The organism is Undibacterium umbellatum (assembly GCF_014284125.1).
GTDB classification, from domain to species: Bacteria; Pseudomonadota; Gammaproteobacteria; order Burkholderiales; family Burkholderiaceae_D; genus Undibacterium; species Undibacterium umbellatum.
Genome location: NZ_JACOFX010000002.1, coordinates 638,668 through 652,598 on the forward strand (window position 1 = coordinate 638,668; position 13,931 = coordinate 652,598).

At 53.9% G+C, this 13,931-nt stretch carries 3 protein-coding genes; all 3 read left to right on the forward strand.

Annotated features, from left to right (window positions below; translation table 11 throughout):
- The first annotated feature begins 32 nt into the window (after positions 1-32).
- From H8L47_RS07285 to H8L47_RS07295, 3 genes are read left to right on the forward strand one after another with little or no spacing between them, the layout of a single operon-like run.
- Positions 33-8,885, forward strand: coding sequence for a type I polyketide synthase (locus H8L47_RS07285; RefSeq protein WP_186952818.1), 8,853 nt, complete (start codon positions 33-35; stop codon positions 8,883-8,885).
- Complete coding sequence (locus H8L47_RS07290; protein ID WP_230413631.1) at positions 8,882-9,931, forward strand: TauD/TfdA family dioxygenase; 1,050 nt, start codon at positions 8,882-8,884, stop codon at positions 9,929-9,931. Before H8L47_RS07285 ends, H8L47_RS07290 begins: the two co-directional genes overlap by 4 nt.
- A gap of 25 nt (positions 9,932-9,956) precedes the next feature.
- Positions 9,957-13,907 (forward strand): non-ribosomal peptide synthetase, encoded by a 3,951-nt coding sequence (locus tag H8L47_RS07295; RefSeq protein ID WP_186952821.1) that lies wholly within the window; start codon positions 9,957-9,959, stop codon positions 13,905-13,907.
- Positions 13,908-13,931 lie beyond the last annotated feature (24 nt).

Genomic DNA, 13,931 nt, shown 5'->3' on the forward strand with positions numbered 1-13,931 from the left:
GCCTTTGGGCATGACTTAGATTCGTGTCCATCATGAGTACAGATATGGACAAGGCTGCGCCGGAGTCTGAAACTCAGGTGGCAGAGCATGCGATTGCTGTCATCGGCATGTCATGTGTTTTCCCTGGTGCGTCCAATATAGAGGCTTTCTGGTCTCTGCTTGAGCAAGAGATATGTGCAGTCAAGCGCATACCGCCAGAACGCTGGGATAGTAAAGATTTGCCCGCATCTGCAGCACCTTATGCGGGTTTCATTGATGATGCAGCCTGTTTTGATCCAGCTTTTTTTGGTATTTCCCCCAAGGAAGCATACGCACTGGATCCACGTCAGCGCCTGACTTTGCAATTGGCCTGGTGGGCACTGGAAGATGCGGGCATTGCCGCCGACAGTTTGAAAGAGACGCGCTTGGGCGTCTTTATCGGTGCAGTCAATGGCGAATTCCTCGGCAGCTTTGCCCATACCGATGACGTAGAAGCCCACATGGGCATAGGCATGTCAAATGCCATCATCGCCAACCGTATTTCCCATGTGCTGGGCCTGCGTGGTCCCAGCATGACCATAGATACTGCCTGCTCATCTTCACTGGTTGCTGTTCATCAGGCTTGCCGCAGTTTGCAGGCAGGTGATGCTGATATGGTGCTTGCTGGCGGCGTCAGCCTGATGTTAAGGCCAGACAGCAGCGTCGCTTTGGGTAAGGGAAGTATGCTGGCACCGGATGGCCTGTGCAAAACCTTTGATGCCTCTGCCAATGGTTATGGCCGTGGTGAAGGCGCAGGGCTGGTTTTGCTGAAGCGCCTGTCAGATGCACTGGTCGATGGTGACCGTATCCATGCCGTGATACGTGGCTCGGCCACCAACCACGATGGCGTCTCGAACGGTATTACCGCCCCCAATGGACTGGCGCAAGAGCACTTGATACAGACGGCGATCACTGATGCTGGCATATCGCCATCAGCGATACAATACGTAGAAGCCCACGGTACCGGTACTTTACTGGGCGACCCGACCGAAACACGCGCCTTGGGTCGCACTCTGGGCCAGCAGCCACGGAAAACGCCGCTGCTCATAGGCTCTGTCAAAACCAATATAGGCCATCTGGAAGCGGCTGCCGGCATTGCTGGCCTGATCAAGCTGATACTGGCGCTCAAGCATAAAAAGATACCCGCCAGCCTGCATTACACCCAGCCTAATCCACATATTAATTTTGAGCAATTGCGCCTGCAAGTGGTGGCGCAAACTACGGACTGGCCTGCCAATGATGAGTTCAGGCCCAGGGCTGCGTCTATCAGTGCCTTTGGTTTTGGTGGTGCAAACTGTCATGTCGTACTCGAAGAGTTTATTCCTGCTTGTGCCACCGAAAGTCCTGAAGCAGATGAGCCAGATATTTTGCTCGTGTCGGCATCCAGCAATGAAGCTTTAATCCGGCTCGTGCAGCAGACCTCGTACAAGTTGCAGAATGGCGCTCATCAAGACTTTGCTGGTGTCTGTCAATTATCACGGCTTGGCCGGGCCCATTTGCGCCACAGGTTGGCGCTGGTGGCCAGCAGTGCGGGTGAGGCTGTTACAAACCTGCAGGCATGGCTGGAAAATGGCTTTAGTGAGCGGATTGTTACTGCCATTGCTGCCAGAAGGCCGCCCAAACTGGCCTTCCTTTGTCCTGGTCAGGGATCGCAACGGCCAGGCATGGCCAGGGATTTACTCCAATTCGCCAGCTTCCGTGCCACGATCGCAGAAGCTGATGCGGTCTTATCATGGTCGCTAAGCCAGTTATTGCTGAACTCCGATGAAAATATCGATAAGACTGCATTTACCCAGCCAGCTTTACTGACGCTTGGAGTGGGGTTGGCACGTCTGCTGGCTGAATATGGCGTCAAACCTGCGGTGCTGGCGGGACATAGTCTCGGTGAATACACAGCTGCCGTCATCGCTGGTGCACTGAGTTTTGAGCAAGCCCTGAAACTGGTTGAAAAGCGCGGCAGGCTCATGGGAGCATTGACTTCAGATGGTGCCATGGCTGCTGTGCGTGCTGATGAACAAACTGTGTTGCGCTATCTGGCTGATACAGATATCAGCATCGCCGCCGTGAATGGGGCGCAATCCGTAACTATTTCCGGTATCAGAGATCAACTGGATATACTCAGCCAGAAACTCATTGCAGATGGCATACGAGTTCGCATGTTGCGTGTAAAAACTGCGTTTCACTCGGTATTGCTGGAACCCATGCTGGCAGAGTTTAAATTGGCTTTGCAAGAGGTGGAGTGGCAGCCACTGCAAGTGTCAGTGACCTCGAATCTGACAGGTGAATTGCTGCCTGTCGGCCACGTGTACGATACAGCCTACTGGTTAAGGCATACACGCGAACCCGTGCGTTTTGCTGACAACATCGCGACGCTGAGTAAAAACGGTATTGAGACTGCTTTGGAGTTGGGAGCAGTGCCGGTTCTGTCTGGCATGTTGGACGATTTTGCAAACGCCAATGCCAGCAGTATGCGCAGCCTGCCATGCCTGGATGCGTCTAAGGATGACGGAGTCGCATTCTTGAGAGCAGTCGCACACCTGAATGTGCTGGGGAGCAAGCTGCAATTTGTCGATAAGAAAAATACAGCGGCTGGTGATGCTTTGCCCTTGTACCCCTTTACCAAGGATGTCTTTCCTTTGCGCCTGGGTTTGAACAGTTTTGATGGTGGTAATGCGACTGTGCCACCAAGTAAAGCTGTTCAAATCAGTAAGTCAGCATCGGCAAGTACGCGCACGGTTGTTACCGATCCTGCCGCCATTCGCAGCCGCATCATTGCCATCATCGCAGGTTTGCTGGCGATTGATGTCAGCAAGGTCGATGCGACAGCACCCTTGCTGGAAATTGGTGCAGATTCATTGATATTGATGCAGGCTGTGGGCCGCATAGAAAATGAATTTTCTGTCAAGATACCGGTGCGTGCCTTCTTTGAAAATTTGGCGTCGATTGACGCCGTAGCTGCTTATCTGGCTGAGCAGCAGGCGGGTAAAGTCGTGTCTGAGGTAGTCGCCGGGCAACAGATTGAAACGGCTACACTAAACACGCCAGTTGCCAAACAAAAAAACAGTATCCTACTCAGCGGTAACTTGAGCGATGCACAGCGCAAGCATCTCGATGAATTTAGCCTCAGCTACTGTAAGAAAACCGCATTATCCAAACAACAGGCTCAGCAATACCGGCACGTGCTGGCAGATAGTCGCGCCTCGGCAGGTTTCCGTTTCTCTATCAAGGAAATGCTCTACCCCATCGTCGGCCAAAGAGCTGCCGGTTCCAAAATATGGGACCTCGATGGCAATGAATACATAGACATTTCCATGGGTTTTGGTGTGCAATTATTTGGGCACGAGCCAGAATTTTTGAAAGAAGCATTGGCAGAAAGCCTGTCACGCGGTATACGCATAGGGCCGCAGTCAGACATGGCTGGCGAGGTCGCCAGCCTCATCAATGAATTAACAGGGGTCGAGCGCGTCGCCTTTTGCAGCTCAGGCACAGAAGCCATCATGACGGCGCTGCGTCTGGCCAGAACTTTTACAGGTCGCAACAAAATCGCCATCTTCCGCGACAGTTATCATGGCCATTTTGATGGCGTGCTGGGTGAGGTCAATGATGACCCATGGAAGGTAATGCCGCGTGTAGCTGGCATTACGCCAGGCATGGTCAGTGACCTGGCCTTCTTTGAATATGGCTCGGCAGAAGCGCTGGAATTATTGCGTGGTCGCCTGCATGAATTTGCCGCTGTGCTGGTGGAGCCTGTGCAGAGCCGTAACCCCGGCTTGCAACCACAAGATTTTTTGCGCAGCCTGCGTGCCATGACCAGGGCGGCTGGCAGCCTGCTGATTTTTGATGAAGTGCTGGTGGGCTTTCGCATACACCCCGGCGGTGCCCAGGCGCACTTTGATGTGCAGGCAGACATTGTCACCTATGGCAAGATAGTCGGTGGCGGTTTGCCAGTCGGCGTTATCGCTGGGCGGACCGATATCATGGCAGGCATCGACGGTGGGCATTGGCAATATGGCGATGCCTCTTACCCGACAGCAGATACCACTTTTTTTGCTGGTACCTTCAACAAGCACCCGCTGGTCATGGCAGCAGCCCATGCCGTGCTGACAGAGATCAAGCGGGGCGGTCTGGCTGTCTATCAAAAACTGAACGACAATACCGCCAGGTTGACGGCGGAACTCGATCAGGTTTTTGCAGCTGCTGGCGCGCCTATCTACATGAAGAATTTCGGTTCCTTGTTCCGCTTTGTCTTCAGTGAAAACCTTGATCCCTTCTTTTATCATTTGCTGTATCGCGGCCTGTATGTGTGGGAAGGGCGCAATTTATTCCTTTCTACTGCACACACTGAAGATGATATCGCGGCGATAGTCAGCCGGGTAAAGGAAAGTGTAGCTGAGCTTAAGACGGCTGGTTTTATCGCCAGTACTTCGCCAACATCAAAGACAGAGAAAAAAATCCTGTCCCTGTCTCTTCCTTTATCGAAAGCCCAGAAACAATTGGCGACACTGGCAGCCTTGTCCGAGCAGGGTTCGGCAGCCTATGTCGTCAGCGTTGCGCTGGAATTGCGGGGTGATATCAAGCATGCTGATATCGAACGCGCTTTTACGACGCTGGTAAGCAGGCATGATGCCCTGCGGGCGTCCATAGATCTGGACGCAGGGCTGCAGAAAATAGCGCCTCATGTGGCAGTGAAAGTGCTGAGCCATCAAGTCACTGCCAGTACGCTGGATACAGCGCTGCAAAACAGCGTTGCAGCCAGTTTCGACCTGACGCAGGCTGGTGCATTCCGCATAGACTTGTTTGAGCTTGATGCGCATCATGCCGTCTTGCTGTTTGCAGCCCATCATGTCTTCATTGATGGGCAATCCATGCAAATGCTGTTTGAAGAATTCGCCGCGCTCATGAATGGCCGGGCTTTAATCGGCAAACCGGACTATGCCTTATTGGCGCAGCGCATGGCAGATGCAGGTTCATCGCCTGAACAGCAAGAACATAAGCAATACTGGTTAAGTAAATTGCAGCAAGCACCGTCCGGCATAGAGCTGCCATGCGCCCACGCCAGGGCCAGCATGCGTGGCTTCCAGGGCCAGCGCCTGACGCATGAACTCGACAAGAACATCTTGCGCCAGCTTGAACAAAAGACCAGCAAGCTGGGCATGTCATCCAGCATGGCATTGATAGCGGCGTTTGCAGCCAGTCTGCGTCGGGCCGGGGCAGGACGCGACATGGTATTGGGTGTACCCTATTCTGGTCGCGATGAAGCGCTGGCGCATACACCAGGTTATTGCGCGCATCTCTTGCCTTTGCGTTTGACTATTCCGGCACAGGCGAGTACCAGCGAGGTATTGGCAGAAGTCAAGCAGCAATTCCTTGATGCCATCACCCATGCAAATTACCCGCTTTCGCAACTGGTGGATGATCTGGGTCTGGTCCGTGACCCAGCCAGGCCGCCATTGGTGAATATCACTTTCAATGTAGACAAACTGGCGGCCATGCCTGCCTTGCCCGGGGTGACAGTGGAGGCGCATTCCCTGGCTATTAGCCATGCCCGCTTTGACATAGCTTGCAACCTGGTTGACTGGCAAGATGGCGCACGGGTGGAACTGGATTTCGATAGCCAGTTGTTTGATACGGTCAACATGCAGGAATTGTTGGACAGCTTTGTCGCGATGATAGAACGCATGGCAGGTACCGATCAGGATTTTGATGAACGCGCTGCTGCCAGGGCTGTCTGGTTACCTGCCAGGCTTGAATCAGTTCCTGGTATGCCGGGTTTGCTGGAAAGATTCCGTCAGTCTGCCATGCAAGATCCACCGGCGATTGCCTTGCGCCTGGACGCCACCGAAATCATGACGCGTCAGCAGCTTGATCTGCATTCAGACCTGCTGGCGAAAGAAATTCTTAGTGCTGATCAAACTGCAGGGCCCGTACTCTTATTGCTGGGCCGCAGCCTGGCATTCCCGGTTGGCATGCTGGCGGCGTGGAAGGCTGGCAAAGCTTACCTGCCGGTAGATAGTCATTTGCCACAAGGGCGGGTGCTGGAATTGATACGGCAGGCAAAGCCCTGCTGCGTTATCTTGCAAGACAATCCAGATATTGTCGATGCGCTGGTCGCGATGAATATCCCTTGCCTGCAATTGCCAACCAGTTTCAAGGGGATTCATCCTCAAGATCATCCATCATTGCCATTGCTAGCAACTAAGCCTGACGCCTGCGCCTATCAGCTATTCACCTCCGGTTCCACCGGCAAGCCCAAGCTGGTCGCCGTGCCGCATCGGGCGGTACAGCATTATCTTGATGCGATTATTTCCGCTTTTGATTTGCAACCCGGTTTGCGCTATGCCGTGATATCGACCTTTGCGGCTGATCTCGGCTTAACCACGGTCTTGCCTGCTTTGTTCCATGGCGGTTGCCTGAGCATCATCAGCAATGCCATGGCACGCGATGCTGACGGCTATGCTGCCCTGATGCAGCAAACGCCGGTCGATGTATTAAAAATTGTACCTTCCCATCTGGAAGCCTTGCTGACAGCACAGGACAAGGCTGCTGTCATGCCTTTGACGCATTTGATACTGGGTGGCGAAACCGCCAGCGCCAGACTATTGCAACAACTTTGCGATATCCATGCAAACTGCCGCATTTTCAATCACTTCGGACCCACCGAAGCCACCATAGGCGTCATGGTGGGTGAATGGCAGGGCGACTTGGGTGGCATGCGCTTCAGCCAGCCTTTGGGTAGTAATCGCATACATATACTCGATGTGGCAGGGCAGCCCTGCGTTTTTGGTGAAGCCGGTGAGATTTACCTGGGCGGCCCTGGTCTTGCATTGGGCTATGTTGGCATGCCTGAAGATGCAGCCGACTCATTCCTGTCCGCGGAGATAGCCGGAGCACGTGAGCGCGTCTACCGCACTGGCGACCTCGCTGTCATGCATGCTGATGGCCGTATGCAGATACTTGGCCGCAAGGATGAACAACTGAAAATACGCGGCTACCGCATCGAGCCCGCAGAAATCATCGCCGTATTGATGGCGCAAGAAAATGTGGCTAATGCGACGGTGATCTTGCATAAGCCTGAGTCTGCAAATCCAGGCAGGCCCTACCTGCTGGCCTATGTCGTTGCAGTTGATAAAGGCTTACCTCTTGATACGCAATGCTTGCTAGCCAATTTGCGGCAGTATTTGCCTGATTACATGCTGCCAAAAGCAGTCATCGCCATCAACAACATTCCTTATACATCGAATGGCAAGCTGGACCGTGCTGCTTTGCCTCGGCTGGATGATGAACATGATGCTTTGGAAAGCGCAAGCGCCACAATATCAGGAGCAGAAGCCGCCCTGCTGGCGATCTTGCGCGAGCTGTTGCAGCGCGAGAATTTGGGTCCGCAGGCAGATTTCTTCCGGAGTGGTGGCGATTCCATTTTGGCGATACAAATGATCGCACGCCTGCGCCAAGCTGGCTGGCAAGCCAAGGCCATGGATTTGTATGCAGCGCCCGTACTGGCTGACTTTGCAAAGAAACTCTTGCCCGTAGGTGAAATGGCGGGCGCTGATGCCAGGCCTGAAGGTAAGTGCAGACTGTTGCCCGCGCAGCTCAGGTTGCAGGAACTGATGCAGGAGACTCCATCACATTTCAATTTATCCGTCTTGCTGGAAATGGCAGACTGGGTCAATGCCGAGATGCTGGAGCAGGTATTGCGGGCGCTTATAGAACAACATGATGCCCTGCGCCTTGGCTTTAATAACGAAGACGCACATTTTAATGAGCTTGCCAACACGCCAGTTTTGCATCTGACAAAAGACTACCAGCAAGTGCAGGCTACATTGCAGCCTGCGCATGCCAATTTGCTGACCGCTGCCTGGACACCCGCAAGCCTGGGACAAAAATCCCGCCTCTTGCTGGTTGTGCACCATCTGGTCAGTGATGGCATTTCCCTGCAAATCCTGCTGGAAGATTTGCGAAAGGCACTGCTGGATTTGCAAGCCGGGCGTACCCCCGCGCTGGGAAGAAAGACCGCATCGTTACAAGCCTGGGCAGAACACCTGAAACGACAGGCCAGCCAGGATGTGGTATTGGCAGAAGCAGAATATTGGGAAATCTGCACATCCATCCCCGCACCTGAATTGCCCAATTTGCCAAATAGTGGTCAGGCGCATGGCTACTGCAGTATCGATGAAGACGCACAGGTCAGCGTGATCGTGCCAGCAGAAATCACCAGCCGCTTCATACAGGGGCAAACCGGTGTCTCAGCAGAGGATATCCTGATTGCTGCCCTGACCCTGAGCCTGGGTGAGTGGACAGGTGAAGCCGTCGCCTATCTGGAACTGGAAGGCCATGGTCGTCAACTTGATCAAGCTGACATGGATGTCAGCCGCAGCGTAGGCTGGTTCACCAGCCGCTATCCTGCCTGGTTTGATCTGACAGATGTAGCTGCAGTGGCTGCCGCCAGCGAGATCGCCATGCAACGCAGCGATATCCCTGCGCATGGCTTTGGCTACGGACTTTTGCGCTACCTGGGGCCAGAAAAAGTGCGCGCCGCGCTGGCACAAGGGCAAATGCCTGAGATCAGCCTGAACTACATGGGGCAGATCAACCCGCCACCTGATGATGTCTTCAAGCTGTTGTCATGGTCACCAGATCGTCAGGACAGAGGTGCAGAACGGGCAGCACATCTACCGCGTCTGCATAAGATGGCTATAGAAGCCTATATCCTGGATGGTTGCCTGCATTTGCTGTGGCAATACCATGCAACTACGTATCAGGAGCAGGAGATACGCAGCATCGCGCAAAAAATGGCTGGATACATCGCCTGCATATTGAATGGCTGCACAGCGACAGAAGCAAAATATGGGAAGGAAGAAATAGCATGAGCATGATGCCCAAACCCGGTCTAAACCTGCGCCGCCCAGCGGTGCGTCTGTCCGATGGCAGCCTGGTTGATAGACAGCCATTCAAGAGTGCATCTGGCCTGCCGCTGGTCTTGCGCCCGCATGCCAAGGGCGTGAATTTGCTGGGCTGGATCAGGGACAACCAGACGCAGTTACAGCAGGATTTATTGCAATACGGTGGTTTGCTGTTCCGTGACTTTGATCTGCGTGGCGTGCAGGATTTCCAGGCAGGTTTGAATGCCTTTGGCGTGCAGCTCATGAATTACATAGAAAAAGCCACGCCCCGCAAGCAGGTCGACGGGCAGGTGTATACCTCGACCATCTTCCCGCCCGAACATGTGATCGCCCTGCATAATGAATTATCGTATGTACGCCAATGGCCAGGGCGTATCGCCTTCTTTTGTGAAATCGCAGCCGAGACAGAAGGTGAAACCCCGATCGCCGATGTGCGCCGTGTGCTGGCTGCGATAGATACTGAAGTCAAAGAAAAATTCCGTCGCCTGGGCTGGATGCTGGTGCGTAACTTTGGTTCTGGCATTGGCCCCTCCTGGCAACATTCGCTGGCCGTAGAAAGCAGGGAAGAAGCCGAAGCCTATATGCAAAAGTCGGATACGCAATGGACCTGGATGGAAGGCGACAGGCTGCGTACGTCGCAGGTACGTTCCAGCATACGCTGCCATCCGCAAACGGGTGAAGAACTCTGGTTCAATCACATCGCTTTCTGGCATCCGTCCAGCATGACGGATGAAATACGTAGTTCATTGACTGGTGACCTGGGTGTGGAGAATTTACCCTATAACACTTTTTATGGCGATGGCTCGGTGATCCCGGACGAGGTGGTAGCTCACCTGCGTGCAGCCTATGATGCAGAAACCGTCAAGTTCCGCTGGCAGCCGGGGGATCTGCTCTTGCTCGACAATATGCTGGTCGCACATGGCCGCTCCAGATTTACCGGTGAGCGCAAGATACTGACAGCCATGGGCGATGAAGTGCGCCCGGCCAGCGTCTTGCCAGGTTCCCTAAATTAAACACAAACCAGGCAAGGACAGGCAAGTGAGCAGCAAATTAAAAAGCGGATTTTCATTATCACCAGTCCAGCAAAGGCTGTGGCAACTTGCGCAAAGAGATGGTCAGCAGACGTATCTGGTCAGTGTTGATTTTCGTTGCACTGGTGTGGACGAACAAATTTTGTGTCGCGCCTTTGATCATGTGCTGGGCAGGCATGAAATCCTGCGTATGGAATTTGGCCTCTTGCCCGGCATGCAGTTGCCTGTGCAGGCTCCTTCTGACACATTGACACCCATGCAGGCAGCGTCACCGCAACTGGCGGCGATTCATGAAGACCAGCGCGCCTGCCTGCAAAAACTCAATGAAGGTCATTACCGTCTTGGCTTGTCTGCGCTGTGCGCCGATGCACAGACGGCTTTGTTTATACTGCTTGGCGTGGAAGAAAGACTTGCTGATGCCGCCTGGTGTGCCGCGTCCGTTAAAGAAAAAAGCGCAAAAAGCGCAAAAATTGAAGAAGAAGACCTGCCTTTTACCAGCTTGGCACAATGGCAGCACGATATGCTTGCGGAGCAGCAAGACGTGCAGTTACCGGCCTGGGATAGCAGCAATAGTCTGACATCAGGCAGCAATCTCCCAGACTGGCCTTGTTTGCGCAGACAGCGCCAGGCTGCACCCTATGTAAAACGCCAGTCTCTTGCATTGTCGTCAGATTTGTCCGCTGCGTTGAATACATTGGCAGGCCAGCACAAACTGCCGCTCGCCCACTTGCTTTACCAGGCCTGGGCGGTTTTGCTGTATCGATTGAATCCTCAATCACCTCCCGTGGCTTATCAGGTCAATGGTCGTGCCTACGAAGAAATGGCTGCAGCCATGGGGCCCATGGCGCGTTTCATTCCTTTGCAAACAGCCATTGCACCACAAGCCAGCTTCTTGGCATCACTGAAGGCAGTTAGTTCTGCCATCGATGAAACCTGCACTTTGCAAGACTATATTGCTCCGCTGGATAGCAAACAGGGGCTGGCTGCCGGTTTTTGCTGGCAGCAAGCAGGTACTGGCAAGTTGATAGTAGCAGATGCTCCGTTTTCATGGACTGACGAATGTCTGCTGGTGTTGTCTGCTTATGCAAATGCAGAAGCGCGGATAGAGATGTACTTCGATTACGACATGGCAGTCTGCGACTCTGCCAGCATGCACAATCTGGAAGAAGAATTGCTGACGTTGCTGGTGGCGATAGTCACAACGCCAGATGCGCAGATTGATCAGTTGAGTGTGCTCGGTGCTAATGAGCGGCATCAGCTCATGCATGATTTTGCCGGGACTGTGGTGGTGCCTGCTGAACCGTGGCAAGCACCAGTACAAAATATTCTTGACTGCCTGGCATTGCATCCTGAACAGATATTCATACAAAGCTCGCTGACCCAATTGAGTGGACAGGCTTGTTCACACCGCATACAGGAACTGGCGCAACATGTGCTGTTGGCCAGGCAGCAGGACGAATCCAAAGCCAGAGTCGTGGCAGTTTTGCTGGACCGCAGTGTCGACATGATAGCCAGCCTGTTGGCAATACAAGTGGCTGGTGCGGCTTATCTGCCGCTGGATACGGCCTATCCTGAAGATCGCATAGCTTTCATGTTGCAAGACAGTGGCGCGAGTTTGTTGTTGACCAGCGCGGCTATCGCTGCCCAATTCAAACAGCAAACTGCATTCGCGGGTTTGCTGGGGAAAATAAAGCTGATTACTGTTGATATCTTGCCCGCGCTTGAAAATGCAGCAAGGCCACAATTTCCTCTCTTGCAAGCCAGTGACCTGGCTTATTTGATCTATACCTCGGGTTCGACCGGCCAGCCCAAGGCTGTCGCCGTATCGCATGGTGCGCTCGCCAATCACATGCAATGGATGCTCAGGGATCTGCCGCTGGACGCAGATGATGCGGTCTTGCAAAAAACTGCCATCAGTTTCGATGCCTCGGTGTGGGAAGTATTTGCCCCTTTAATGGCAGGTGCAAGACTGGTATTGGCACCCCCTGGTGTGGAAAGAGACCCGGACGCACTGATGCAGACCCTGCAGGATTTCGATATCAGCGTGCTGCAACTTGTGCCCAGCATGTTGCGCATGATGGTAAGCCAGCCTGAATTTGCCAAGTGCCTGCGCTTGCGTCGCCTGTGCTGCGGTGGTGAAGTGCTGGATGCTGAACTGGCGCGGCAAGTCTTGACGGCATTGCCAGCCGGGGCGGAATGCATCAACCTGTATGGCCCGACCGAAGCGACGGTGCAAGTCGTGTTCGAAAAAGTCAGCATTGATGACAATATCGTCGCCATCGGCAAGCCCATAGACAATACCCGCATGTACGTCCTGGATGATTACATGCAGCCGCAACCCATAGGCGTGCGTGGAGAGTTATTTGTAGCAGGTGCCAGCCTGGCGCAAGGCTATTACCAGCGCGATGCCTTGACAGCAGAACGATTTGTGACTGACCCATTCGCTAGTGCTGGCGAGCGCATGTACCGCACTGGCGATCTGGGCGCATGGCGTGCCGATGGCCGCCTGGATTGTTTTGGCCGCGCCGACAGGCAAGTCAAGCTGCGCGGTTATCGTGTAGAACTGGGTGAGATAGAGGCCATCGTTGCCGCTCAAGCGGCAGTGCGGATGGCCGCCGTGGTGGTGGACAGGGATGCCGCAAGCATTGATCAGCTATTGTGTTTCTACACGCTCAAGCCCGATGCCAAGCTTTCTGTGGCTGAGATCAGGCAGGTGCTGGCCGCTGCCTTGCCAGACTACATGTTGCCGAACTGGCTGATACCTATTGATGCTTTTCCCTTCATGCCCAATGGCAAGGTCGATAACAAGGCACTGCTGAAACTGCGGCCTTCGAATACGGTGACCTCGCAGGCACCACGTGACACGCTGGAAATGCGTCTGGAACGCATCTGGGAAAGTGTCTTGCACGTATCCCAGGTCGGCATTACCAGCAATTTCTTTGACCTGGGCGGGCATTCATTGTTGGCAGTACGCCTGATGGCAGAGATAGAAAAAGAATTTGCCTACAGGTTACCGCTGACTTCGCTGTTTTCTGCACCCACTATCGCGGCGCAGGCAGAACTCTTGCGCAGTGAAAGCCTGCAACTTGATCCGGTCGTGATACCCATACGCGCAGGTAATCCACAGCATACACCTGTGGTGCTGGTGCATCCCACTGGTGGCAGCGTACTGTGTTACCGCGACCTGGCCAGTGGCCTGACGACAGACAGGCCAGTGATTGCCCTGCAAGATCCTGGCCTGATGGGAGAAGCTACTTATGAAAGCGTGGAAGAACTGGCCAGCCTGTATCTGGACAAAATTGCACCGCTGGTCAAGGACCAGCGTTATTTGCTGGCAGGCTGGTCGTCGGGCGGCATCATCGCATACGAAATGGCAAGGCAGGCTTTGGCACGTGGTTATGAAATTGCCTTCCTGTGTCTGATAGACAGCCAGGTCGCCCCCCTGGCTGAATCTGCGCCACGACGTGAGCGTTTGTTGCGCTCCATCTCACGCCTGATTGCCCACAAGGCAGAAATCGCCTGTCCCGATTTGTCTGAACTGCCTTTTGACATCGCCTTGCAGCGCCTGCTGGAACTGGCGCGTGAAGCCGATTATGTGCCGCCACATGCGGACGAAAAAGAAATCGCCCGCTTGTTCCGCGTTTTTGAAAAAAATGTGACCGTCATAGGCCGTTATACCGCTGGCCCTTTGCCACGCCGCACCTTGCTGATGAAAGCCACCCAGGCCTTGCCAGAAGCCATACGCGAGGCAGCAGTGCATTACAACTCGGAAGAAAAGCACTTGGGTTGGGACAAGCTGTGCTTTGTCAAAGTGCGCGATATCGTGGGTGACCATATGTCCATGATGGAAGCACCCAGAGTCAATGCGGTGGTAGCAGCTTTGGATCAGGAATTGAAAGAAGTCGAAAGATTGCATGGGCTGGGGCGGCAAATACTGTTACCCATGCTGGGCCTGTAGTTTGTAGCAGGTCATGAGAATGTT